This window comes from Vibrio sp. 1CM2L (assembly GCF_023161695.1).
Classification (GTDB): Bacteria; Pseudomonadota; Gammaproteobacteria; order Enterobacterales; family Vibrionaceae; genus Vibrio; species Vibrio coralliirubri.
On sequence record NZ_JALNTT010000004.1, the window covers coordinates 42,990 to 67,650 of the forward strand.

Annotated in this window: 24 protein-coding genes and 1 riboswitch; of the genes, 10 read left to right on the top strand and 14 right to left on the bottom strand. The window is 43.0% G+C overall.

Annotated features, from left to right (window positions below; genetic code table 11):
- Window positions 1–107 precede the first annotated feature (107 nt).
- Window positions 108–1,655, bottom strand: coding sequence for an arylsulfatase (locus MSG34_RS15020; RefSeq protein WP_248338248.1), 1,548 nt, complete (start codon window positions 1,653–1,655; stop codon window positions 108–110).
- Between the two features lie 346 nt (window positions 1,656–2,001).
- Here MSG34_RS15020 and MSG34_RS15025 point away from each other — a divergent pair, with 346 nt between their 5' ends.
- The 5 genes from MSG34_RS15025 to MSG34_RS15045 all read left to right on the top strand — a co-directional run bounded on the left by MSG34_RS15025 (window position 2,002) and on the right by MSG34_RS15045 (window position 8,598).
- Window positions 2,002–3,564: an arylsulfatase gene (locus MSG34_RS15025; RefSeq protein WP_048611100.1), complete on the top strand. Its 1,563-nt coding sequence runs from the start codon at window positions 2,002–2,004 to the stop codon at window positions 3,562–3,564.
- Between the two features lie 351 nt (window positions 3,565–3,915).
- The gene (locus MSG34_RS15030; protein ID WP_248338250.1) at window positions 3,916–5,004 is read left to right on the top strand and encodes a cytochrome c peroxidase; all 1,089 of its coding nucleotides are present in this window, start codon (window positions 3,916–3,918) and stop codon (window positions 5,002–5,004) included.
- Window positions 4,997–7,387 (top strand): ATP-binding protein, encoded by a 2,391-nt coding sequence (locus tag MSG34_RS15035; RefSeq protein WP_248338252.1) that lies wholly within the window; start codon window positions 4,997–4,999, stop codon window positions 7,385–7,387. The genes MSG34_RS15030 and MSG34_RS15035 overlap by 8 nt, the downstream gene beginning before the upstream one ends.
- Before the next feature lie 13 nt (window positions 7,388–7,400).
- Window positions 7,401–7,826, top strand: coding sequence for a hypothetical protein (locus MSG34_RS15040; RefSeq protein ID WP_248338254.1), 426 nt, complete (start codon window positions 7,401–7,403; stop codon window positions 7,824–7,826).
- Between the two features lie 106 nt (window positions 7,827–7,932).
- Window positions 7,933–8,598: a DUF2057 family protein gene (locus MSG34_RS15045; protein ID WP_050646096.1), complete on the top strand. Its 666-nt coding sequence runs from the start codon at window positions 7,933–7,935 to the stop codon at window positions 8,596–8,598.
- Window positions 8,599–8,686: 88 nt separating this feature from the next.
- Here MSG34_RS15045 and MSG34_RS15050 read toward each other — a convergent pair whose 3' ends face one another.
- From MSG34_RS15050 to MSG34_RS15060, 3 genes are all read right to left on the bottom strand, one after another.
- A complete protein-coding gene (locus tag MSG34_RS15050) occupies window positions 8,687–8,845 on the bottom strand; it encodes a hypothetical protein (RefSeq protein ID WP_017070406.1) in 159 nt (52 codons plus the stop codon).
- A gap of 164 nt (window positions 8,846–9,009) precedes the next feature.
- Entirely contained in the window at window positions 9,010–9,726 is a 717-nt protein-coding gene (locus MSG34_RS15055; RefSeq protein WP_050712525.1) for a Crp/Fnr family transcriptional regulator, read from the bottom strand.
- A gap of 256 nt (window positions 9,727–9,982) precedes the next feature.
- On the bottom strand, window positions 9,983–11,020 hold the full coding sequence (locus MSG34_RS15060) for an adenosine deaminase (protein ID WP_248338257.1): 1,038 nt from the start codon (window positions 11,018–11,020) through the stop codon (window positions 9,983–9,985).
- A gap of 90 nt (window positions 11,021–11,110) precedes the next feature.
- A riboswitch (purine riboswitch) is annotated at window positions 11,111–11,210 on the bottom strand.
- Between the two features lie 167 nt (window positions 11,211–11,377).
- Between MSG34_RS15060 and MSG34_RS15065 the strand changes: the two genes are divergently transcribed.
- Window positions 11,378–12,160, top strand: coding sequence for a LuxR C-terminal-related transcriptional regulator (locus tag MSG34_RS15065; RefSeq protein WP_248338260.1), 783 nt, complete (start codon window positions 11,378–11,380; stop codon window positions 12,158–12,160).
- 142 nt (window positions 12,161–12,302) lie between these two features.
- Here MSG34_RS15065 and MSG34_RS15070 read toward each other — a convergent pair whose 3' ends face one another.
- Window positions 12,303–12,797 (bottom strand): GNAT family N-acetyltransferase, encoded by a 495-nt coding sequence (locus tag MSG34_RS15070; RefSeq protein ID WP_248338262.1) that lies wholly within the window; start codon window positions 12,795–12,797, stop codon window positions 12,303–12,305.
- A gap of 165 nt (window positions 12,798–12,962) precedes the next feature.
- Window positions 12,963–13,955, bottom strand: a complete 993-nt coding sequence (locus MSG34_RS15075; RefSeq protein WP_248338264.1) for a DUF2860 family protein — start codon at window positions 13,953–13,955, stop codon at window positions 12,963–12,965.
- Window positions 13,956–14,159: 204 nt separating this feature from the next.
- On the opposite strand from MSG34_RS15075, the gene MSG34_RS15080 reads away from it, so the two are divergent.
- Complete coding sequence (locus MSG34_RS15080) at window positions 14,160–14,657, top strand: fasciclin domain-containing protein (protein WP_248338266.1); 498 nt, start codon at window positions 14,160–14,162, stop codon at window positions 14,655–14,657.
- A gap of 127 nt (window positions 14,658–14,784) precedes the next feature.
- Here MSG34_RS15080 and MSG34_RS15085 read toward each other — a convergent pair whose 3' ends face one another.
- From MSG34_RS15085 to MSG34_RS15110, 6 genes are all read right to left on the bottom strand, one after another.
- Window positions 14,785–15,081: a hypothetical protein gene (locus MSG34_RS15085; RefSeq protein ID WP_017064710.1), complete on the bottom strand. Its 297-nt coding sequence runs from the start codon at window positions 15,079–15,081 to the stop codon at window positions 14,785–14,787.
- A gap of 131 nt (window positions 15,082–15,212) precedes the next feature.
- Window positions 15,213–15,470 carry a hypothetical protein gene (locus tag MSG34_RS15090; protein ID WP_248338268.1) on the bottom strand — a complete coding sequence of 86 codons (258 nt, stop codon included), beginning with the start codon at window positions 15,468–15,470 and terminating at the stop codon, window positions 15,213–15,215.
- Between the two features lie 165 nt (window positions 15,471–15,635).
- Window positions 15,636–16,118 carry a GNAT family N-acetyltransferase gene (locus MSG34_RS15095; RefSeq protein ID WP_248338270.1) on the bottom strand — a complete coding sequence of 161 codons (483 nt, stop codon included), beginning with the start codon at window positions 16,116–16,118 and terminating at the stop codon, window positions 15,636–15,638.
- Between the two features lie 97 nt (window positions 16,119–16,215).
- Window positions 16,216–16,530 carry a cupin domain-containing protein gene (locus MSG34_RS15100; protein WP_248338272.1) on the bottom strand — a complete coding sequence of 105 codons (315 nt, stop codon included), beginning with the start codon at window positions 16,528–16,530 and terminating at the stop codon, window positions 16,216–16,218.
- 81 nt (window positions 16,531–16,611) lie between these two features.
- Window positions 16,612–17,115 (bottom strand): YgjV family protein, encoded by a 504-nt coding sequence (locus MSG34_RS15105; RefSeq protein WP_248338273.1) that lies wholly within the window; start codon window positions 17,113–17,115, stop codon window positions 16,612–16,614.
- A gap of 123 nt (window positions 17,116–17,238) precedes the next feature.
- Entirely contained in the window at window positions 17,239–18,039 is an 801-nt protein-coding gene (locus tag MSG34_RS15110; protein ID WP_248338275.1) for a PhzF family phenazine biosynthesis protein, read from the bottom strand.
- A 576-nt stretch (window positions 18,040–18,615) separates the two neighbouring features.
- On the opposite strand from MSG34_RS15110, the gene MSG34_RS15115 reads away from it, so the two are divergent.
- Both MSG34_RS15115 and MSG34_RS15120 read left to right on the top strand, forming a co-directional pair.
- Window positions 18,616–19,647: a spermidine/putrescine ABC transporter substrate-binding protein gene (locus MSG34_RS15115; protein WP_050646104.1), complete on the top strand. Its 1,032-nt coding sequence runs from the start codon at window positions 18,616–18,618 to the stop codon at window positions 19,645–19,647.
- A 3-nt stretch (window positions 19,648–19,650) separates the two neighbouring features.
- Entirely contained in the window at window positions 19,651–22,083 is a 2,433-nt protein-coding gene (locus tag MSG34_RS15120) for a bifunctional diguanylate cyclase/phosphodiesterase (protein WP_248338277.1), read from the top strand.
- Between the two features lie 230 nt (window positions 22,084–22,313).
- Here MSG34_RS15120 and MSG34_RS15125 read toward each other — a convergent pair whose 3' ends face one another.
- The gene (locus MSG34_RS15125) at window positions 22,314–23,339 is read right to left on the bottom strand and encodes a GGDEF domain-containing protein (RefSeq protein WP_050649385.1); all 1,026 of its coding nucleotides are present in this window, start codon (window positions 23,337–23,339) and stop codon (window positions 22,314–22,316) included.
- Window positions 23,340–23,348: 9 nt separating this feature from the next.
- Window positions 23,349–23,804 carry a hypothetical protein gene (locus MSG34_RS15130; RefSeq protein WP_017064717.1) on the bottom strand — a complete coding sequence of 152 codons (456 nt, stop codon included), beginning with the start codon at window positions 23,802–23,804 and terminating at the stop codon, window positions 23,349–23,351.
- Between the two features lie 462 nt (window positions 23,805–24,266).
- Here MSG34_RS15130 and MSG34_RS15135 point away from each other — a divergent pair, with 462 nt between their 5' ends.
- Complete coding sequence (locus MSG34_RS15135; protein WP_059018733.1) at window positions 24,267–24,641, top strand: cytochrome c; 375 nt, start codon at window positions 24,267–24,269, stop codon at window positions 24,639–24,641.
- Window positions 24,642–24,661 lie beyond the last annotated feature (20 nt).

Consider the following 24,661-nt stretch of genomic DNA (forward strand, 5'->3'; position numbering starts at 1 on the left):
GATTGTTGTGACTCATATTCACGACCGAGATTTACTCATCGGTATGCGCATAAAAAAAGAGCTCCTAAGAGCTCTTTTCGTCTGTTCAGTTTCACTCAAACAATCACTTACTTGTTATGAGATTCCTGAAGTTTTTCCATTACCTGATCCAAGCTAAAGCTCGCGGCTTTTTGGCGTGGCGGATATTCAGCAAAGGTTTCTAGGAACTTGCCGACATACGCTTGTGCTGGAACGAACATATAAGCATGGTCTAACAACCAATCGTAGTATGTGTTCGATGTAATGTCTGCGTTTTCGTATGGGTCCATACGCAGGTTAAACAGCTTAGGAAGACGTAACGTCACGAACGGTTCAGCCCAGATTTGCATCGTACCCGTTGCACGCTGCTCCATGAACACCGCTTTCCACTGGTTGTAACGAAGCGCCGCTAAATCACCATCATCGGTAAAGTAGAAGATCTCCGAGCGACGGCCTTTCTCTTCTTCACCCGTTAGGTAAGGCAGGAAGTTGTAACCATCTAAGTGAACCTTAAACGTTTTATCACCGGCAGTATGACCTTTGAGTAGTTTCTCTTTGATTTGGTCATCACCAGCAGCGGCAATGAAGGTTGGCATCCAGTCCATATGGTGCATGATTTCGTTGGATACGGTTCCTGGTTCAATCTTACCAGGCCAACGAACCATGGCTGGTACACGGTATGCGCCTTCCCAGTTGGTGTTTTTCTCACCACGGAACGGGGTTGTACCCGCATCAGGCCACGAGTTCATGTGAGGGCCGTTATCCGTTGAATAGAAAACAATCGTGTTGTCTTTGATTCCCAACTCATCCACTTGCTTCAATAGTTGCCCAACGTGTCGATCGTGCTCAACCATACCATCAGCGTAGTTACCAACACCGGTTACACCTTTACTGTCGGCTTTCACGTGCGTTCTAAAGTGCATACGTGTTGCGTTCCACCACACGAAGAATGGTTTTTCCGCTTTCACTGCGCGATCCATAAAATCAAGTGCCGCGTCTAGTGTTTCTTCATCGACCGTTTCCATACGCTTACGCGTTAGTGGACCAGTATCTTCAATCTTGCCATCAGCAAATGATTTGATAACGCCACGAGGGCCAAATTTCTTACGAAACTCTGGGTCAGTTGGGTAATCTTCATTTTCTGGTTCTTCTTCAGCATTTAGGTGGTAAAGGTTGCCAAAAAATTCGTCAAACCCGTGTGCTGTTGGAAGGAATTCATCTTTATCGCCAAGGTGGTTTTTACCAAATTGACCTGTCATGTAACCCATAGGTTTCAGCATTTCTGCGATTGTCGCGTCTTCTGCTTGTAAGCCAATGTCTGCGCCCGGCAAGCCTACTTTACTCAAACCCGTTCGTAATACACTTTGTCCCGTAATAAAGGTAGATCGACCCGCAGTACAAGATTGCTCTGCGTAGTAATCGGTAAACATCATCCCTTCTTTCGCGATGCTATCAATATTCGGAGTTTTGTAACCCATGAGACCGAAGGTGTATGCACTCACATTGGATTGACCAATATCGTCCCCCCAAATGACCAATATATTTGGCTTTTCTGCCGCAAAAGTGGCGCTGGACGCGGCCATCATTGCTGTACCCAAAATCGCTAATCGACGTTTAGCGCCATATTTCGCTGTCATAAAAACCTCTTCGTAAGTTATTTGCATCCTGCCCTACAACGTATAGTTCATTTTTTACGCATGCGCGAGATTCCCTAAGCTATTAATCTTTTTGTCATTTTCATTGAGATACGGATACAGAAATCATCGATAAGGTTTACGCCAACAAACATGATTAGGATCACACATACAAACTAAGGCTTTATTCTAGCCACCCACTGGAACTGATATTAATCAATAGGTTACCTAGACATCATAACGATTGGTTATAAGCACTATAAAAGGACGGAACGGAATTTTGGGAATAACATTTGCTCATCGATGTGTTGTTCTAACGCATTAATCTTAAAAGTGAATCGGAGTCCTTATGGGTACTAAAATTAATAAACTAGCATTAGGTGTTGGCTTATTAGCAGCTTCTTCAGCGGCAACAGCAGCAGAAAAACCAAACATTCTTGCTATCTGGGGTGATGACATTGGTGTATTCAACATCAGTGCATACAACAACGGTATGATGGGTTACGAAACACCCAACATCGACCGTATTGCTAACGAAGGCGCACTATTTACTGACCACTACGGTCAACAATCGTGTACTGCTGGTCGTGCTGCATTCCTTACCGGTCAAGAACCTTTCCGTACAGGTCTACTGACTATCGGTATGCCGGGCTCTGACCACGGTATCCCTGATTGGGCTCCAACAATCGCTGACCTTCTTAAAGAACAAGGCTACATGACAGCTCAGTTCGGTAAGAACCACATGGGTGACCAAGACAAACACCTTCCAACGAACCACGGTTTTGACCAGTTCTTCGGTAACCTTTACCACCTGAACGCGGAAGAAGAGCCAGAGACATACTACTACCCTAAAGATCCTGAGTTCCGTAAGAACTTTGGCCCTCGTGGTGTAATCAAATCGACTTCTGACGGTAAGATTGAAGATACAGGCCCAATGACGCGTAAGCGTATGGAGCACGCAGATGAAGAGTTCCTAGAAGAATCTCTAGCGTTCATGGAAAAAGCAGTGAAAGCTGACAAACCATTCTTCATCTGGCACAACACGACTCGTATGCACGTGTGGACTCGTCTACAAGAGAAATACCAAGGTAAATCTGGTATCAGTATCTACGCAGACGGCATGCTAGAGCACGATGACCAAGTGGGTATCCTTCTAGACAAGCTTGATGAGCTTAAGATCGCAGACAACACAATCGTTATCTACTCGACCGATAACGGTGCAGAAACCGTATCTTGGCCTGATGGTGGTGCTACTTACTTCCACGGTGAGAAAGGTACAACTTACGAAGGCGGTATGCGTGTTCCTCAGCTAGTTCGCTGGCCTGGTACTATCAAACCGGGAACGAAGATCAACGACATCATGGGCCACCAAGACTGGATCCCTACTCTACTAGCAGCCGCTGGTGATGATAAAGTGGTTGAGAAGCTAGCATCTGACAAAGGTGCAACTTACAACGGTAAAAACTGGCGTGTACACCTAGATGGTTACAACTTCCTGCCTTACTTCCAAGGTAAAGAAGAGAAAGGCCCTCGTGACAGCATGCTTTACTTCTCTGCAAACGCTGAGTTAAACGCGGTACGTTGGAATGACTTCAAGATTTCGTTCGCGGTAATGGACGGTAACATCACAGATGCTGTGCGTTTCCAACCAAACTGGCCTCAAGTCGTTCACCTACGTGCAGACCCATTCGAAAAAGCACCGCATGAATCTGGCATGTACCTACGTTGGATGGCAGACAACATGTGGCTATTCGTACCAGTAGGCGGCAAAGTACAAGAGTTCATGAACACGCTACCTGACTACCCAATGCAGAACAGCCAAGTACTGAACCCTGGTAACTTCAACCAGAATGCATACATGCTTCAAGGTAAACTTAAGCAACTAGAAGCGGCAGCAGCGCAAGCTAAATAAGCCTATCTAGGCGATGCAAACTGTATCGATGTGTATTGCACTAAGATTTATAGCAAATACATAATCGAGCACGAAAGCCGTGGTTACTCACTTGAGTGGCCACGGCTTTTTTCGTTTAACATCATTCGGCTTGAATTCAATTGAAAGAGCTTCATCCAATTCTAACTAGAGCTACCCATCAATCCCCGCTAGATAACCGCCTAAGCGATTTAATTTCCTACCCCTTATCTTGCAACATCACACATGCGCAACTAGGTTTATAAATAACACCTATCATTGGAAAGTGAAATGAGGGTGATATCAGAAGGATTCTGAGTTGCCATACTTGTCAAAACTAGATGGACTAATGTTATGAAAACGCCATATTTAGCAGGAATAAGCATCACTGTCATTGTCGTTTCAGTCGCCTTGCTAGTTTATGACGCGGCCTCTTCGAAAACGCACACTTCATTCGAACACCAAGAAAATCACGCCCATGAAAGCGATCATGATGACTCTCACGCTTCACCACACTCTTCTCATTCACAACACGCACATAAAACCGTGGCTTCAAGCCAACCCATATCTCCGATTCCAAATTCCCCCGAGATAAATCATGAGCTTGCCAAAATTGGTTGGGTGCTATTTAAAGACCCGAATCTTTCTTCTAATCGCAGTGTGAGCTGTGAAAGTTGTCATAGCCTGCAAACCAACGGCGCAGAGGTGATTCCTGTTTCGATTGGCGTAAACGGCGCAGGAATGAGAAATTCACTCACCGTTTTTAACGCAGTCTTTAACTATCGGTTTTTCTGGGATGGCCGAGTAAATAACCTCGACGATCAAATCGATGGCCCGGTGCACAACGTCGATGAAATGGATTCAAACTGGCAACACATTACGGATTATGTGTCTCAATCGGATACTTACATCAATTTATTCCAAGAACAATCGACGCCCATTGACGAAGCTTCAATTAAGGCAGCACTTATTGAATTTATGCAGGGGTTGACGACACCAAACGCCCCTTTCGACCTGTATTTACAAGGTGACAACGCAGCACTGTCTGAAACCGCTAAACGTGGTTGGGAAACCTTTCAAGAAGAAGGCTGCATTCGTTGCCACCAAGGAACCAATATTGGTGGCGGCATGGTGATGCGATTTGGTTACTTTGGGTTGTCGAAAACAGGAGCCGAGCGAAGTGAAGACCAAGGCCGTTTTATGTTTACCGCGCAACCACAAGACAAGCATTTATTTCGTGTTGCTAGCTTAAGAAACGTGGCGATAACCGCGCCCTATTTTCACGACGGACAAACCGCTACTCTAGAGGAAGCCATAAAGATCATGGGTGAAAGCCAACTCGGTAAAACGTTTGAAAAACAGACCATTAACGATATCAAAGTCTTCCTAGAAAACCTAACAGGTAACCGCCCTCAAATGTTATTGGAGTTTGAAAATGAATAAAGTCAGACTCGTCTTTTTGGTGTTTATCTCCCTGTTTGTTGTTTTGATCAGTTTTATCGTATTGACGTATTCAGAGCATGATAAAGTCTCGAAATATGGAGGAGCCATTCGTGAGTTGGGGCATGAGGTTCTGGAGATGCGCGACCACATAACTAACTCTGCGCTCACCGAGATTTCCAATCCTTACCAAATGTCTGCAGATTTAGTCACCCTAGAAAAAGAACTGCAAGCGCTCAGAGATAGCTATCAAGGTGAAAACATACACTCGACCTTCTTTCAACACCTTCCTACACTGGAACTGCTTGATCAATTCCATGATGCGTCTATGTCGAATGTCGATACACTAGACAAGCTCATTGGGCTCAGTGTCGCTCGTCAGTTCATTCTGCAATCCATGACTGAGCGACTCACGAATAGTCAGCCTACAAATAACAATTCTGGCGTAGAATCTGACTTCATCATTCAGAGTGAGCTCCTTGCTAGCGTGTTGTTTTCAGGCGTTAATATGCAACATTCGGGCGTAGATTCAGACTTAGCGAATCTTTCACAGACATTTGTCGAACTTAACCAACAACATAGCCTTCTTCTATCTCAAGTTCTTGATTTACATAGCACTGAGTATATTGAGCACATAGAACACCAATTTACTGAGCTTCAAGACCAACTCAAAGACGTTACCGTTAAGCTGATCCTCACACTTGCACTACTGACCTTCGCCTTCTCGTTCACCTTGTTTATCCTCAGAATCTTCGAACTCAAGAGAAACAACGTCTCTTACCAAGAAGCCGCAGACAAAGCAGAAAGAGCCAGCGAAGCAAAATCTCTCTTTCTCGCGACCATGAGCCACGAGTTACGCACCCCAATGAATGGCGTATTAGGCATTGCTCAGATAATCAAAGAGGATTCACACAGCGAGAATACTCGTAAACACGCCCAAATCATCATCGACTCTGGTCAGCATCTCGTCACCATATTGAATGACATTCTTGATTTTTCTAAGGTCGAACAAGGAAAAATGGAGCTCGAATTAAGCCCCTTCTCGGTTACTGACGTCGTGACACACCTTGATCAAACACTGACGCCTCTTGCAGAAGACAAAGGCCTCGCTTTTATCATTAAAGACAATGTCCCAACCAATCTTCAGCTTATTGGTGATTCAGCACGTACGCGTCAGATACTGTTCAATTTGGCAGGCAATGCAGTCAAATTTACTGAGTCAGGAAAGGTCGAAGTAGAATTCTTGATAGCCCCTACTACTCCACCAAGCGTGAATATTTTAGTGACGGATACGGGTATTGGTATAGCAGAAGACAAGATCGACCATATATTCACGGCATTCGAACAAGCCGAACTCTCAACGACTCGTAAGTTTGGCGGAACAGGATTAGGGCTTTCCATTGTGAAACAGTTAGTCGAACTGATGGGCGGCACAATCACAGTGGCCAGCCAGTTTAATTTCGGTACTCGATTTACCATCTCACTTCCTCTTGAAATACATGAAGCCGAAGAAAAAGTCGTCGAAAAAGAGACGCTTAAAGCAAATGATGTACTCGATAACTTGTCGGTATTGTTAGTCGAAGACAACAAAATCAATGCAATGGTAATTAGGAAATTCTGTGAATCAATCAACTTAACCGTAGAGAACGCCTACGACGGCTTGCAAGCACTCGATAAGCTAGCATCAAATCAATACGACCTCATCATAATGGACAACCACATGCCCAACATGAGTGGTATCGAAGCGATTCAAAAAATCCGCGACGAACTCAAGCTCACTACCGTTATTTTCGCCTGTACAGCGGACGTATTCAAAGAAGCTCACGATGAATTCATCGTTTCGGGTGCAGATTTCGTTCTCACCAAGCCATTGCAGAAAAACAGCTTACAAAACGCCATCAATGAATTTCATCACCAGTTTGAAGTCAACCGCCATAACTCCGCTAACGCGCACAATCTTCCAAACAAGGCAGAAAGCAACGTAACCATATTAACGCGTCATCCTAAGAACAAACTGCCACTCACAGAAGAAGAACTGTCGCGTAGCCAATTCTTAGCTAACGATGAGCTTAAATCAGACGAAAAGCTCAAATGCTTAACTTCTCTCGTTGATGAGCTAGAAAACGAAATCGATGAGTTGATAGAGCTCTTTTCGGATGCCAAGCAAGATGATCTATCCAGAACATTAAAGGCGGTTAAAGCGATTGCATCAAGGTATGAAATGAGTGAAGTATTCGAGCTCGCAACCGAGGCTGAGAAGGTAACGGAGAAGCACATCATGCCCGAGGCTGAATTACTTCAGCAACTCATCAATCGGTTAATGGTCAACAGCCATCAAGCAACACGCTTAATACACAAACTCCACCAGCAACGAAAAACGGGGTAACAGAAGGTGTAATATGATTTGGAATGTAAATTTACCTAGCACTGGCCCACATTTATTCTTAGCACTCGGTGCCACCATCATTTTTGTGGTCGACTGTCATGTACCTTTGGGCATTGCCATGGCCGTGCCCTACATTACGATAGTCTTACTCGCAGCCACAACGAAAGATCCACTATCAGCCGTGATGTGGGCTATTGCCTGCACCTTACTTACCTTATTGGGTTACTACTTGTCTGGTAGCGGCAGTGAAACCTGGTTCGTCGCCTTCAACCGAGTCATTACCATCTATGCCATTTGGGTGGCGGCAATTATTCCTATTTATATCTCTTTACCTTCTTCTCAAGCCTCACTGGACGTCGATGATGACGTGACAGAGGAAAGTGCAAGATCACGCCCTCGCTCGCACAGAAACCGTACAATCGACACGTTCAAAAACTAGGCTTTGGTTAAGTTTCGGTGAATTTTTCCAAATCGAGACAAGGTAGCTTGAAATACTGCTTTATGCATGCGAGTGTAATATAACTCACCTAAATAACTGTATGACTATGAAAACATTACAATCCATTGCGCTGCTTTCCACAATTATCGCAGCACCACAAGTGTTAGCTGACGTAACAATTGAAGTTCCTTCTAGCGCAGATGCTTTAGTCGAAGTCTTAGCTGTTAATGAGGCTAAACCTGATCTCGACGGTGGTTTCTTCTCTTCGAGCAAAACGATCACCGTTCCAGATGGCGTGAACCAAATCGTTTTCAAATATCAACTGGCTTTCAGCCAAGGTAACGACCGCGAGTTTGTCGATAGCGATACCATCATTGCTACTTTTGATGCGACAGACACAGCATTGACGTTTGACATGCCTAAGTTCCGTAACACCAACGAAGCGAAAAAAGGCCTTCAAAACTTAGATTGGAAACTGGTTGATGAAAACCAAAATGCAATCAGTGTTAAGCAAGATAAGCTAATCAAAGATGGCATGCAGATTGGTCGTAAGTACCCGCAAGAAGCGAAGGAATACAACCAGAAAGGTGGCATCGCTGCACTTACAGTAGGTGCTAGCGCGGGCGCGGCAGCAGCTGTAGCACAACCAGTAACGCTTCCAGCAAAGATTGACGGAAATGCAGCAAATACAGCTGAAGAGATGCTCTATTTCTGGTACGAAAAAGCGGATGCTGAAACCAAGCAGAAATTCAAAGACTACGTGAACAAGTAGCTCAATGGTCTTAATTTAAAAATGAAAGAAGCTGGCACACTGCCAGCTTCTTTTTTGTCTTCATCTAGATGATTTAGGCTTTTAGAGATTAAGCAGACTCAGTCGATAACACTTTACCATCCACTTTAGTTGGCCACCCTAGCGCTTTATACTCAGCTGCCAGTAAGTGAGCACAGCGGCTAGAAACCCTTGTTTTAATCCAGTCACCAAGTCCCAATACTTTATATTCCAATACAGCCATTTTCATAACAATTCTATTCCGCTCTAATTCAATTTATAAATCTAGAGTGAACATTATAGATATTCTCTTCTGATGTATGTTCCTAAAAGAACACTGTGCATAATTTTTTCTTTGATATTTATTAATCATTGAAATCTAATAATCCAAAGGTTAGCTCTGCTGTTAGAGTTTCACACCTTAATATCAGCGACAGGATCGCGCATCATCAAATTCATTGGTGAAATACGCTCATACAAACCCTCAATATCGGTGATAAACACCTTCCCTCTTTGGATCTTCACTAAGCCCTGTTGCTCTATACCCTTAAGCACCTCATTCAATCTGGGTCTCGAGATCCCGGTAATGGTGCTCAATTGAGTTTGTGAGATATTTATACTCACGGTTGCACCTGCAATATTATTCTGGCGCGCCGCAAGTTCCAACAAAACGTAAATGGTTTTCTGCTCTTTTTCATGAATCGAGGATAAGTAAGCTTGCATCCAAATAGATTGCGCTCTGGTCCCACTATGCAGCAGCCATTTGAATACCATGCACTGCTCTTCAGCCAGCGCTAACACCTTCTCGGCGGGAAACAGTACCATAGTGATAGGCTCTACCTCCTCTGCCACAGCAAAGAGGTTGTAGTTGGCATGAATAGTCAAAGCACCTATCCAATCACCCCGTCCAATCACACCTCCGGATATGCTTTTCATATTTTCGGTAGAAAAGCAGATTCCCGCGGAGCCGCTGAGAATATAGAAAACGCCAGGCAGGTTTTGGAATTTCTGGGTAATTTCGAGGCTATGAACACTCGTTTTGAAAACAGCAATTTCGATTAGGCTATCGATCAATTCTTGTGGTAATTCACATGGCCACTCTATTTGTTCACTGATTGTTGGGTCTAACAACGCTGTATTCCTCCTCCGACAATCGCTAACTCTGTATCTATACAGCGTGGTTACTGTATCTCTACACTCCCTCTAAATGTAGTGCATCACAGCCAAGGTAAGCTGTTTTTTGCTAAATAAGATCATATTCTTTAATAAGTTAAGTCGTTCCTTGGTCTAACAATCGCTTGCAGCCAATATAAAAACGACCAACATATGTCGGTCGTTATAAGGCGCTATGCTTCAGAGTTTTGGCCGTCGAAGTCTAAACGACAGACTACTCAGAATCAGCTTTAGCTTTAGTTTTAGTTTTAGTTTTGGTTAAGTAACCTAGAACAAGCTCTCGATATTGCTGCTTCAATGGCGCTTCAATAAAGCTCGCGTCTATCGCATTCAAACTAAACTGCGCTAGCTCCTGGCACGTCATCTCATGAGCTTGGCTCACCGCATTAAAGTTATCCGACATGTAACCACCGAAGTATGCAGGGTCATCCGAGTTAATCGTTACAGCCACACCCTTTCTCAACAGTTCGACAATGTTGTGGTCTTCCATCACATCAAATACGCGCAATTTAATATTCGACAGTGGGCACACCGTCAGTGGCATTTTGGTTTCAATCAGTTCTTCGATTAAAACTTCGTCTGTCATGCACTGCACACCATGATCCACTCGACTCACGCTGAGCATTTCAATCGCATCGACAATGTTTTGAGCAGGCCCTTCTTCTCCTGCATGCGCCACCGTTAAGAAGCCCGCTTGTTTTGCTTGTTGGAATACACGCTTGAACTTCTCGGGTGGGTGTCCTAATTCAGAAGAGTCCAGTCCAACCCCGACGATCTTATCTTGATGCTTCAATACATCAGCGAACGTTTGAATGGCGCTCTCTTCAGACAGGTGTCGTAAGAAACAAGCGATGATTTGAGAAGAGATACCTAACTGTTTTTGACCACTTTCGAGCGCACGATGAATCCCGTTAATCACAGTTTCAAATGCAATACCACGCTCCGTATGTGTTTGAGGATCAAAGAAAATCTCAGTATGAATAACATTGTCGGCTTTACAGCGCTCTAAATACGCCCAAGTTAAATCATAGAAATCTTGTTCAGTGCGCAATGCATCGGCACCTTGATAATAGATATCCAGAAATGATTGCAAATCATCAAATTCGTATGCACGTCTTAGTTGCTCTGGGGATGAATAAGGCAGATCAATGCCATTGCGTTGAGCAAGTTGGAAAAGTAACTCAGGTTCGAGCGAGCCTTCAATGTGTAAATGCAACTCTACTTTTGGGAGCCCTTGAATAAATGCGTTCATGTTTCACCTACTATGGATTTTAGGTGTGCACTTACTCTGAATAATAGACAGGAGGTTTTCTTGAACGCCATTACAAAGAGTAAGAACACAATTGTGATCTAAACCCTTCGTAATCAGCACTTTGCGGGAGCTGGTAGAGACCCCCAAACCATATCATTGGGGTTATACGAAGCAAACGGTTGCTACTATACAGAGTTCAGTGTGAATTTCACTAATCGTTTCTCGATAAAACTAATAAATTACTCAGTAGCATTTCAGAATACTCGCCACACCTTATTCAGAACGACATTCTAATATTAGGTTGACACACTTCAGTTATTGCCGCTATTTTGTCTAAAACCACAAAAGACGGTCGATATGAAAAACAACCCATTCGCGAGCTTTGAGGATCTCCTCTCTCACCAAACCAACACTTTGACCGCATGCCAACCCAAAGATTTCGATAGCGCTTTTTTGTTACTGGCAAGAGAAGCGCTCGCTTGGTTTAAGCTCGACAGGCTTACCCTATTTCCAAACTCAATGATTCTTCTGGATACAGGAAAAAGTATTTCCGTATCCCAAACAGATACTCCACCGCTTGAAATGGAACGCTTTCTAAAAGGCAATTATCTTGATTACCTTAAGCTTTTACGTTCAAAAGAGTGTTGGCAGTTGTTCCCTGAAGAAACACTAAAGAGCCATAAACTCGACCCGTTACGTGTACTTTATGAAGAAGGTGCTCATTGGCATGGGATTGTAAGCCTTTCGTTGTTTGGTCAGCAGTGGGGAGCTATCGGCTTCTCACGGTTCAATCGTTACGATAAGCCAATTGAAGAGGCTGAAATGAAGCGAATCAAATTGCTGAGTGATATCTGGCTCTGTTTTTGGCAGCATTCCAAAATGACGCGTAGTGTCACCAGCGATGAAACCAATAATATTAACGAGAGTGAAAAGCTATTATTGCTGACCAAAAGGCAGTGTGCGGTTCTGACTCAATTGGCACAAGGTTATACCGCAAAGCAATGTGCTGAGATCCTCTTTTTAAGCCCTAGAACCATTGAGTCACACAAATACCGCATGTTGGATATTTTGGAACTCGACAACCATACCGAACTGATTCAGTTTGCACTGCGAAATGGCTTTGGCATCGATAATCCATAGCGATATTATTAAAAGATCTGATAGTGACGAATGCTTATAAACACAAAACCCTCAAGCAAATAAAGTTTGAGGGTTTTATTAAAATGACTTTGTTAATTAATATCTTATTCAACTGTTTCAGTTATATCGAGTCACTTCGCCTTCATAGGTAATCTGGTCGTATTCTCGACATCAACAACATATCAATGTACTTACCGCCTTTGAACGTACTGAGTCTTTTTGTGCCTTCTAACTGAAAACCTACACGTTCATACAAAGCAATAGCGGCGTGGTTATCGGCATGAACCTCTAACTCAAGACGCACGAGGTTAAGCCAGTTATCCGCCTGATTGATCGCTTCTTGCATTAACGCCTTACCAACCCCTTTACCATACATATCCGGGTGAATCGCAATACCAAGACCCGCGCAGTGCCTGTCTCTTACCTTGGTGGTCATGAATAAAGTAATGTGGCCCACTACTTTGCCGGATACCTCCGCAACCAGAGTGAAATGGTCTGAATGGCCAAACAGTCGCTCCACTTGGTCAGAACTAAGATAAGGCTTTTGTGAGGTGTTTTCTGAAACTGAAGGGCGGCGATAAATATCGAAAATATCTTGGCTATCCGTTGCTTCTAAATGTCTAATTTGTATTTCCAAAGCGCTTCCTTATCCTATTATTTCTATCCATAAGTTCATTTTCATATTACGGATAGCAACGGGCACCTACAACCTTTAAAGGTGTAAGTGCCCGAAATAATTAAATAAATAGAAATACTGAACTTAAACTTGTGCTTTGATTCGTGTTTTAACATAGTGCGAATATCAGAATTTATAATCCACACCCACACTCGCTAATACTTGTTCTGAATTATAGAAATCGATATTAGAGTCTATGCTTCTTAAACCCAGTAAAGAAATAAACGACCAGTCTTTATAGCCCATCAAACCACCAAACTCGTACGCTAAAAAGGCACCATACTCGTTCTCATCACGTACTTTTTCATAGATTGGATTGGCTTCATTGTATTGGCGATCATGTGCATCTAACGTAACAACAAAACCGTGGCGGCCAATTCGCTTCGCGTAGTTTAATTCAATACCATAGCTATCAAAGCTGAACGCACTGCCTTCTGCATCTGAATTAAAATACACCATAGATGGGACGAACACACCCGCTTGGTTAGGCAAGATGAAAGGATACCCTGCTTTGGCGTATACATAGGTTCTTTCCCTGTCTAAAAGCATTGCTTTTTCTGACGATATGGGTTGGGTGCCTAGGGTACCCGATAACTCATCATCAACGTCAGACTCACCAATCGCGAAATCCGTTCGAAAGCCAGTGCCGCCTATGTTGGTCATTTGCAATCGCCCAACATTACCTTTTACATCGGTTTCGTTTCGATTGACGCCAACCGCATATGGGTCAGACCAAGCCTTACCCGAGATAAGCGTAGGAAGAACAGAAAAGTCTAATATAGTGCCACCAGAAAGTTGGTATCTATAACCGATCTCAAACGCGATGGTACCTGTTGCAATATCCTCTCGCGTCGTACCCGCATACACTTGGTGAGTCAGCGATTCGCCAAAAGTATATTGAACTGTACCCAAAAAGCCGAGTAGCCCTTGGTTTTCACTCTCCCCTTCCTGGGTGTTGGTGGCTTGATTCGAATCTTGTTCAGTACTCAAATTACTACTGTCAGAGTAGAAACCGGTTAATACACTGAAGTTACCGCTGAAGCCTTCACTTGGAGCAAGGCCGCTGTATGCAGGCATTGAAGCCAATGCAGAAAAGACTACTGGTAAAACAAACCTCATATTCACATCCATTATTTGAATAATCATCAAATAACTATAAGCATTAAAATGAAATTATAACAAGCATTTAACAATATAAATTTATTCGCTTGGCGCAGTCGATATCGTTAACCATTCACTCAAAGACACAACAAATTGATCTATCACGATTGGGCCTTCGTAATACCTCTCGAAAATAACGGACAAAACTCAAAGGAAGACAATATGTTTAATAAATTAATCAAAACCATGTCAGTGCTAGTTGCGACGCTTCTTTTTACGGCTTTTGCTCACGCTGATCACCACGGGATGAAGAAAGACATCGTTGACGTGGCGGCTGAAAACGGCTCTTTCAATACCTTGGTAGCGGCAGTAAAAGCGGCAGGCTTAGTTGAAACATTGAAAGGTGATGGTCCCTTCACTGTGTTTGCGCCGACGGATGAAGCGTTCGCTGCACTACCAGAAGGAACGGTTGATATGCTGTTGAAGCCAGAAAACAAAGACAAGCTAATCGCAGTACTGACCTATCATGTGGTGCCAGGAAAAATAATGGCGTCAGAAGTGATGAAACTTGATAGTGCTGTAACAGTGCAAGGCGAAGCGGTAATGGTAGGGATAGATCACGGTAGCGTCATGATTAATAAAGCCGAGGTCGTGATGGCAGATGTTGAAGCGAGCAATGGTGTCATCCATGTGATCAATGGTGTGTTACTGCCTAAATAGCAAAGACTAACCCAGTCCAAAGGTTCTTAGAGGGTGTGACAGGTTCACTCCCTCTTCATGTTTAAATACCAAGTAAAGATAGGTATCAAACTAGCCGAGCCTGCCTTTTGATAAGCAAGAACCCTCATTACATAAACAAGCGTCCGAATATCAGAAATGCCGCCATCGATACCACCTTCGTGAAGACCACCACCCAGATGCAATCACCAATACTAGAGTGCGTCGCTTTCCCGAGTAGGAACACAAACAGAATCAACCCTAACACCCAGCCCACTGTTGGAATCAATGACACCAAAGCAACGATTACAGCAATAGTAAGAAGGGATTTAAAATCTGCGACCACGAAAGACATTTTAGAGGCGATATACATGCAACATGCGGTGATTAATGCGTCCATCACAAACGCTAAAGCTTCAATACCCACTTTTCTTCCTTCACTGATATTAGTTGAAGTGAATATTATCTCTAAAGTGATGATTTTTCTTGAATAAGAGAACAAAAAGCAGGTAAAAACTGTATCACAAATGAGATTACCGTTCGCCTGAAGACGTAGGTTTATTTGCTCGAGTCTTCTAGGCCTTTGACCAGTGCTCCCGACCGAGTCTGATTTGCTTTTTGATAGGCATCAAAGCCATCTTCACGTTTACCTCCGAACAAACAAAGAAACGAGTTGATGACGAATGAAAAGAATGAAATGACAACAACAAAGAGAGGAAATAGCCCCGATACCCCAGCATCTAAGGCAAGAACGCCAGCAGCGAAGGACAACATCGACACTAATGTATATAGTTTAGATCTACTCACATGACTCATGAACAACACTCCTTGTATTCACTCAATGTTTAGATTAGACAAATTATCTTGCACACAATTTGAACTCATCGACAATATCAATAGATCAGGAAAAGTTATCCTTAAAAAGGTTCATTAATATTTCAAACTCGATGGCTGTATCCCTAAGAACACGAGTCCACCTATTCAGCTGCCTTGCCCATCTTCAACTACCTTTTCCATCACGTAATTGGTCAGCTTTACGCCACGCATTTCGACTTCTTGTTCATTAACCACCTTAAAGCCAAGGTGCTCATAAAAAGGTCTTGCGGTAATACTTACTTCAGAGAAATATCTCGATACGCCACGAACTCGACCCACAGTGAAAACATGTTCCATCAACGCTCTCCCTACACCCTTCCCTTGATATTCGTGGTGACAGAAAAAGTGATCAATCAAGCCGTTGGGTTGCAGGTCAGTATAGCCAACAACGCAGCCATCGAGCTCAGCTACAAAGGGTTGTAACCCATTCATACGCTTTTGCCATAACGCAAAATCAAAGCTACTGGGTGCCCAAGCTTCGACTTGCTGTTGAGAATAATCTCGAACATTCACGTTACGTACGGTATGAAAGAAGATCTCCCACAATGCTTTGTCATCACTCGCTTGATAGTTTCGAATTCTAACCACGACATACTCCTTTTGTCTTAAGTCCTTTCTGAGGTGCAAATAAACAGCTGAATCAGTAAGCTTTATAACCTAACAGCCTCAGCTTTAGAGCAAGATATCAACGATAAAACACAGCGAGCCAGATCGTCACCGTATCTTTATCTGTACCAATAACCTTGTGCTTTTCTCTCGCAGCAATGTTGATGTAATCCCCTTTAGACAAGGTAACAACACGCCCATCTTCAAACTCGATGACGCCTTTACCTTCAATCACCATCACCCATTCGTTCTCATCTTGGTCATACCAACCCTCTTCTGGTGAACTGTGCCCATGCGACAATATTCTTTCGATTCGAACACTGTCGTTGGCAATCAGGTCATTGAATATCTCATTAGGTATTGATGAAGGAACATCATTGTAAATGTTTGGCATCAAGCTCTCCTAGCTAGCATTGAATTGATTTGAATTGATTTGAATTGGTTAACAACTTGGGCCTTAGTTGCACTGTAAAACCTAAGCAACAGCACTCTTTCTGAAGTAAAAACGGTAATAACCCACCAAGTTACTGCAGATAAACAGCGCCTCCATAACAACCGCTGTTGGCGAGCCAACTAAGTAATTGTGAACCAACCAAAAACTGGTTCCGATGATCATCAATTCTCTTAATCGACGGTCATCTTTATTGAAGGCAGCAAAGGTTTGAAATACGGAGGCAAAGCAACTCAATATGCTGGTCAGCCCCGAGTAAGTCACTGCGGTTGCGACCACCGACATCGAGCAGAACAAATATTTAAACTTAGACGAGGTAGAAAATACGCTCGTCAAATAGCGAATCGTGGCAATCGTCATTAAACTCGCCGCTGTCCATTGTTCAAGAAGGATAAAGTGACTCGAAATAAGAACGCCAGCAAAGAACAGACAAGTGACGATTTTCTTCCTTTCCTTGAATTGGAATGACAGAAGATCAAAACAAATGGCTATCGCGACTAATACTTGAGAAAGATAAAAGGCAGACACGGTGATTCCTTCAATAATACATTACGCCCTAGCCACCTCTTTTAACTGTGAACAGTCGAATAAAACGTACTAGGCGGTTCCAACGATACAGGTCAAACAGCGCTCTATAGCTTTTATAGAGACCTAAAGCTTCAACACGCCACTAATCACAGTGGTCGCAGAACCGATTAATTTTATTCGCCCATTAGCTAAGAGCTCTGTCGACACATAACCACCACGACGAGACGCCTGATAAGCACTGAAACTGCTTTTGTTGAGCTTTTCTGCCCAGTACTGCGTCAATGCGCAATGTGCCGAGCCGGTAACAGGATCTTCATTAACCCCTACCCAAGGTGCAAAGTAGCGAGAAACAAAATCAAGTTCGGTATTTGATGCCAGCGCTGTCACCACAACACCTCGCCCTTGAATACCTTTTAACGCATCAAAGTTTGGTGAAAGCTCCAATAACATTTGTTCGTTGGAAACTTCGATTAACTGCTTAGAGTCAAATTCTCTGAATGAAACGACTTGATGCGGCTCTAAACCTAAATGTTCAAGCAGCGTGAGGTTGGGTTCAGAATGTACTGACAGTTTGGTGCTAGGGAAATCAAGCTCGATAGACGATTCACAAACTGCGGCAGATAACTCCCCAGATAAAGTGTTAAACACGACATTATCACCTGTCTCAAGCAGTCCTTGTTCTTTCATTACATGAACCGTTGCCAGTGTGCCATGCCCACATAGCTTCACTTCGACTTCGGGAGTGAACCATTTAAGCGTCATCGTGTTAAGCGCAAGAAAAGCCGTTTCGGATACCGCCATCTCTTCTGCGATTGAAAACATTAACGACTCATCCAACGGCTCTTTAGAGATACAGACCCCGGCAGGGTTCCCTTTAAACGCTTGAGTTGTAAACGAATCTACTTGATATATCTCTAAATCCACAATGACTCCTAAAATGCACAACGTTTCCCAAATCGGCAATCATGGCTCGTTGGGACATAACCTAGATACTGCTGACCACAATAAGCACAAATACCTTGTGCTACAAGTCTTTAGCAACAACTTTATCGATACTTATTGAGAAACGAAACAAATGACAGACGAAACGTTATAGAAGTGTTTTTAGGGACAAAAGAACATTGAGCATAAGAGTAAATCGCAATGGCAAAACAAAGGAATAACGACGATTAATGCGAGCGAAAACCCGAAAAAGGTAATCACCACATCATTATTTAATGCTTAATATTTGCATAATAACTTGTAAGAATGGATATTATGATGAATATTAATTTAAATAATCCATTCACGGACAATAAACTGGAATACGTACTTGTGTTGAATACGATACGACGGAATCATCCTTGCCTCACACGATAAAGGTTCGGTATCAATTAGGAGTAGCAAGTTGCTATTTGCATGAAATGCATGAAGTTGAAGTTAAATTAAGTGCCTAAATTTGAATCATGTCGCAGATTTTGGGCTACGATTTAGTTATCACGTACGAAAGGGAATCCGTCAGTGAAAGCGTTTTGTGTATCAATTCTCGCGTCAACATCCTTTTTGGCTAGCCCTGTATTTGGCCAGCAGCATGATATTTATCTCTACAATTGGGATGAATTTTTATCTGACAGCGTCGTTACCCAGTTAAGTGATACCTACGGCATCTCACTAAAGCAACAATTCTTCTCTGATGAGTCAATAAGGGATGAGGTTTTATTAAGCGAGCGTCGAGGCGCTTTTGAACTGGTCATCGTCGAAAGCGTAAAACTTAAGGCATTAGCCAAACAAAACCTGTTCCATAACCTAAGTGACTTACAACAATCCATTGAAAGCAATTTTGATCCCAGATGGGCGGATGGGTGTGGTGAGTATGGAATTCCTTACGCGTGGGGAACATCCGGTATTCTTTATCGCAGTGATAAAGTCTCCGCCCCAGAATCTTGGATGGCGATTCTTGAACCCGACTCTAAAGTCAGTGGCCGTATAAGTATGTACTACGACCCCACCGACTTGGTGAGCACGGCGTTATTGGTCAATCGATTTGACCCATTTACTAATAATGAACAAGAACTTCGTGTTGCGTACAAAACGCTACAACTGCAAAAACCACATCTCGAAAGCAATGAGTATGTCATCGACCATATCCACCAGCTTGAGCGCTTAGCCAATATCGACCTCGCCTACGGATATTCAGGTGACAGCTATGTGCTTAATGATGCCGAACCTGAGGCATCTTGGGCCTACACAGTGCCTCAAGAAGGAACGACCTTATGGTTAGAGTGTATGGCTGCAATTAACAACGGAGAGTTATCTCCACAGGCAACCACTATCCTCTCCTTCCTATCACAACCTGAAATCGCCGCTCAAAACGCAATGGATTCATGGTTTGCAACACCAAGTTCAAAAGCAAAAGCACTCACTTCTCAGGAGTATCAAAACGATCCCGAACTTTTCCCGAGTAAAGCAGTATTAGATCGCAGCTACCTTTATCAGCCGTTAGAACCGAGTAGCATTCAAATTCGCAATCGTATTGTCGACAGTTTGAGATAACTCATGCCTGTTTTGAAGAAGCTCTATTTCGTACTTTTACCGACGCTACTGTTGGTCTTTCTGATCGCAGGAATCGTGTCATACAACTTCGCGTCAAATCATGCTAAGCATATGTACCTAGACAAGGTGCAATCTGATGTGAACACCGCTTTAGTCGCTGCAGAGTATGAGCAACTCGGCTTATCCTTACTGGTCAAAGATATTGGGTCTTCGTTACAGTTTCTTCGCTATATTCAAAACCCAGGCGACTACACGACTCTATCGCTATTGGAGAAACGAGTACTTCGTGTATTAAGCCAGAACCACGTCAATCAATTCGGGCAACGTAATGTCTATATCGTGGACCCTAAATTCAAATTAACGCTTTCTACTCTCAGAGCCGACCCTTTCGAGGGGCTAAAAATCCCTGACAAGATTTACGAAAGAGTCTTCGATATATACACCTCGTTAATCAGCAAAAATGAACTCTCCTACGAAGGCTTCTCTTATATCTCGATCAGTGGAGAGCTCAGATACTCGTATGTTGCGGCAATTGACCCTTACCTCCTTCCTCAAGACAAACGTGCAAGTAACAGTTTAAATCGCTACATCTTGATTGCTGACGGGCCTCTGATGCAACTCTCTAGCCTGCTAATCAAATACAATGACGATGACAATATTCAGTTCTTAATCGAGCCATCCTCAGACGCTGCCAACATTGAAAATACCCAATTCGTTATCAAATCAATTGAGCAAACCCAAGATAATATCAATGTGCAGATGACCAGCCGACATCTCATCGCGCAAGTAAATATTCGAGAACAAAAGTTCAACCATGAGAAAGCCATCATCGCTAAACAAACCTTGTTAGGTGGTTTTGGCACTCTCTTTACGATCATGTTGATCGTGCATTTAGTGGTGCGTTACCAACTCGTGCGCCCGCTTAAAGACTTACTGCAAGAGATATCCATCGGCGGGCTCAAGCTTAGATACTTCAAACGCTCATCAGGGCAAAGTGAAATTGATGGTTTAAAGAACGCGTACATAGACTCGCTAACCGAATTGAAGTTCGAAGCCGAATTCGACCAACTCACCAAGCTAGCTAACCGACGCTCTTTCATCAGACACCTTGATGTACGACTAAAAAGCTCGATGAGCCCACACTGCTATGTGGTTTGTTGGGACATCATCGATTTTCGTAAAATCAACGACCTCTATGGTGCAAAAGTTGGTGATAATGTACTGATAAGCTTAGCTAAAGCACTGAAAGAGACACTACAAAACCAACAAGCATCTTTGGGCTTTAGTTGCAGTGATTATTCTTTGGCAAGACTGGGAGGGAATCAGTTTATCGCGATCTTGGAGATGGGTAAGAACCAAGTGATAAACGAAGAAATTGAGAACATCAACAATACGCTGACCGGCACCACCTTCCTTGACTACTATGGGTTTCGATTATCACTCGCAACAGGTGTTTTACCGCTCGACACGCCAAAATTCGATGAGATTTGGCACCGATGCATCGATGAAATGTTAGCTAATGCGAAGTCTCATAGTGATGGCGAAAGTCGTATTGTTTATGGCGAAGAGTTGTTACATACCTTGGAACGTCATGACGTTGTAGAGAAAAGACTCTTAGAGTGCTGCGAAAGTGATAACTTTGAACTTCGCTTTATGCCTATTTTTAACGCCAAGACACTTCAGATAGATGGCGCGGAGTGCCTGATTCGTTGCCCAGCCTTATTTGATATCGATGCGGGACCAGAAGAATTTATCCCAGTTGCTGAAAAGAGTAACCTTATTGCCAGGCTCGACATGTGGGTCATTAGCACCGCTATCAAAAGCTATAAAGAGCTTTCAGAACTTCATCAATACAAGGGCACCCTGTCGATTAATATCTCGGCGATGGAGCTCTACAACCGAAATTTTGCCGACAACATCCGTAAAGTACTCGAACGTTATCAAGTGCCACCTGGCAATATTATTATAGAGATTACCGAGACCAGTTACGTGAAAAGTACCAAGCTTACGGTGCAAACTATCGAGAGCCTCAGAAGCTTAGGTTTAAAGGTCTCCCTAGACGATTTTGGTACGGGCTACACAGCGTTTAACCAACTTCTCCACTACCCTGTGGATGAGCTCAAAATTGATAAGAGCTTCATCGATAACATGGTAGACTACAAGGCCGACCGCAAGATGGTCGAATCTATGGTTAACTTAGGTCACTCTTGTGACACGCTAGTCGTCGGAGAAGGTGTTGAGTCGATAGAACAGTATCATTACCTCAGAAAAGCCAACTGTGACCTAATACAAGGCTACTTCTTCAGTCAGCCACTCACTTATCTGGAATTCATCGACTTTGTTCGAAACCACAACCCGCAAGCAATTTTAAACCCGCAGTCTGTTAGCAGTTCGAGATCTAACGAGCGAATCGTTGCACTCACTCAAAAGCAGTAACCTTAAACCTAAACCTAAACCTCAAAGCCTCTCTTCCTATTCAAGCGCGGAAAGCCACTATAGCTATAACTAGTAGTAGAACTATCTTCATCAGAGCAGGAGCTCTGCGTTGGCTACACATTGAATGAGGAGGCAAATAAAGGATGGCAAAAGCCATGTTAGTGAAGCGGGAGAATGGCGAGAGTAAAGTAAACAAAACCTAATGATCTAACTTATCGCTGATGCGGGGATTAACTTTGCATTGTCGTCAGTAGCTCCATCATATCTTTAGAGCTGATATTCTTCTTATGCCTAACTACAGCGTCAATCATCAATTCTAAATTGCCCGCCGAAATATAATCCTTGAGCACGTCATTGAACTTTTCCTGTATCTCATCACTCGTGTACAAGTGCTCAGGAATGAAGAATAGAAATTGGCTGCCACTGCTACGAAACGAGATAGTACTTTCCGGAACCTTTGCCGTCAGAGACTTAGCGGCGGAGCTCACTACCAGATCACCATATTCAAGCCCATACTTTTGGTTAATCTCATTGAGGTTTCTGATGCGTACAAAGTAAAGGTCGAAATTACCGTTTGTTGGATAGCTGTTTTTAACAAACTGCATGAGCGAGACTCGATTGCGAAAGCCAGTAATAAAGTCGGTAGAATGAAGTTTTCGTTTGATGGAAAAATCGAGATAGAAAATGATGCCTGTCATCAACAGAATCAAGACAAGAAAGGCGCTGCTAATTTGGTGAACAACAACAAACTTGCCTACCATGGACGTATTTTCTTCAATAACTGGGCTTTGTAATCGAAACTTTTCGTTAATGAATTCAACCAAGGTGGTGTAGCAAATATCGACTTTCTTCTGCAGCGATTCTTTAGGTAATTGCCCTGTACTGACCAACTTGATTGACGATTCTAGCGACTTAAACTTTTCAAACTCTGAGGTAAAGTAAGGCTTAAAGTTTGCTGAGCGAATAAAATTGGACGATTCAGTGCTGTTGATCAGAATATCAAAACGACTCCAAGTAATGTCATAAGCCAACCAAAGTTCATCATAATCAATCGTCTTTGCGTGGCTAACCATCAAGAAGTTTGCATACTCTTTGACAAGTTGAAAAACAAACCATGTAGCCTCATTTTGGCGATTAGAAAAGCTCTTGTTGATGTCATTAATTCGAGTAACGCTGTAGATATTGACGGATAGAACAACCACGGCCAAAGACAAAACAACGACTTTGATTGCAGCCATAGACAACAGCTTCTTCATAATTAGCCTCTACAGGTGAATATCACGAATCTGCCAAATCATTTTGGCATGGAAATCAGGGGTATTGGTCTCAGGGTTCGCAGAGAGTGGGTAAATCAACCAAAACGGGCCTTTCTCTCTCACAGACATAAACTCACCATTCTTTTTAATCGCAATGATGGGTTCATAGGTATCAAAATCTTCTTTGGGCACCGCAATTTTATAGTCATTCAATGCTACGAAAGTGACTTGTGATGATATCGGTAGATCCATATTTTCAAGCACCGTTTGTAACGTCACACCACTATAAACGGTCAGACCCTCGACCCAAGGCAAGGTGGTAGTAATTTCTTTTTGAGGAAGTGACAGGAGTTGCTCTCTACTAAAACCATGTTTTTGCCCAGAGTGGTCGAAAACCGTTAACTCAGAGGCAGCAAAAATCGAAAACGAGCAAAGCCAAAGCATCAACAAGAATACAGTTCTCATACTAAACTCCATTTAAAAAGGTCACTAAATTGAGTCTAGTATAAATTGACCATTTAACTTGTACCGATACCACTCAGATTGATTGGTATCGCTTTATTCCGAATGCTCCTACACCTCGCTGTTTTTCAATAACTTCGCCGTTTCTCTGTCTCTTCCATCACCGCTCTCGTTCAGCGCTCCCTAGCCGCTTGACGTATTCCTTCTCGACCATCGAGTAAGAAAAACTCGTATTTTACTCTGCGTAAGTAAACCAATCAGCCTTATGAATACGTATCAAACAACAAAATTAACAATAAATATGAGTAAGTAAGTAGCGAGAATGCTGGTTGCTGCATAACCTTTAATCGAACGTAAGCAGCTTTAAGAGACTTAATAACGAGTTCCAGTCGTTTCTACTTCACCATTTGATCTCGTGTATTGATCTTAGAAAGCTTACTCATTTCATAATCAAGGGAATCGAGAATGAGTTTGAATATAAAAAAATTTAACCCCATGGCGACACTTTCTACCCTAGTAATGACGCTGGTCATGTTTCCTGTTTCTGCTGAAGTTAATCAAGAACAATTCGAATTAGGTAAACAAAAAGCCAAAGTGTGTATGACCTGTCATGGCGCTGATGGCATCTCAACACAAGATCCCTACCCGAACCTTCGCGGTCAAAAAGTGGGTTATCTCATCTCTTCATTGAAAGATTACCAGACTCGAGAAAGAACCAGTGGCTTAGCGATTCTTATGCAACAACAAGCCGACACGCTCTCAGACCAAGACATTCGTGACATTTCCTATTTCTACTCAGTGCTCGGCAACGAAGCAAGCTCGCTCAGCGATTCAAATTAAGTCAGCGATTCAAAATATCT

Coding starts and splice junctions, on each gene's coding strand:
- MSG34_RS15020 (WP_248338248.1), bottom strand. CDS start 1,655: ATGACAGCGAAATATGGCGCTAAACGTCGATTAGCGATTTTGGGTACA.
- MSG34_RS15025 (WP_048611100.1), top strand. CDS start 2,002: ATGGGTACTAAAATTAATAAACTAGCATTAGGTGTTGGCTTATTAGCA.
- MSG34_RS15030 (WP_248338250.1), top strand. CDS start 3,916: ATGAAAACGCCATATTTAGCAGGAATAAGCATCACTGTCATTGTCGTT.
- MSG34_RS15035 (WP_248338252.1), top strand. CDS start 4,997: ATGAATAAAGTCAGACTCGTCTTTTTGGTGTTTATCTCCCTGTTTGTT.
- MSG34_RS15040 (WP_248338254.1), top strand. CDS start 7,401: ATGATTTGGAATGTAAATTTACCTAGCACTGGCCCACATTTATTCTTA.
- MSG34_RS15045 (WP_050646096.1), top strand. CDS start 7,933: ATGAAAACATTACAATCCATTGCGCTGCTTTCCACAATTATCGCAGCA.
- MSG34_RS15050 (WP_017070406.1), bottom strand. CDS start 8,845: ATGAAAATGGCTGTATTGGAATATAAAGTATTGGGACTTGGTGACTGG.
- MSG34_RS15060 (WP_248338257.1), bottom strand. CDS start 11,020: ATGAACGCATTTATTCAAGGGCTCCCAAAAGTAGAGTTGCATTTACAC.
- MSG34_RS15065 (WP_248338260.1), top strand. CDS start 11,378: ATGAAAAACAACCCATTCGCGAGCTTTGAGGATCTCCTCTCTCACCAA.
- MSG34_RS15075 (WP_248338264.1), bottom strand. CDS start 13,955: ATGAGGTTTGTTTTACCAGTAGTCTTTTCTGCATTGGCTTCAATGCCT.
- MSG34_RS15080 (WP_248338266.1), top strand. CDS start 14,160: ATGTTTAATAAATTAATCAAAACCATGTCAGTGCTAGTTGCGACGCTT.
- MSG34_RS15090 (WP_248338268.1), bottom strand. CDS start 15,470: ATGAGTCATGTGAGTAGATCTAAACTATATACATTAGTGTCGATGTTG.
- MSG34_RS15100 (WP_248338272.1), bottom strand. CDS start 16,530: ATGCCAAACATTTACAATGATGTTCCTTCATCAATACCTAATGAGATA.
- MSG34_RS15120 (WP_248338277.1), top strand. CDS start 19,651: ATGCCTGTTTTGAAGAAGCTCTATTTCGTACTTTTACCGACGCTACTG.
- MSG34_RS15125 (WP_050649385.1), bottom strand. CDS start 23,339: ATGAAGAAGCTGTTGTCTATGGCTGCAATCAAAGTCGTTGTTTTGTCT.
- MSG34_RS15130 (WP_017064717.1), bottom strand. CDS start 23,804: ATGAGAACTGTATTCTTGTTGATGCTTTGGCTTTGCTCGTTTTCGATT.
- MSG34_RS15135 (WP_059018733.1), top strand. CDS start 24,267: ATGAGTTTGAATATAAAAAAATTTAACCCCATGGCGACACTTTCTACC.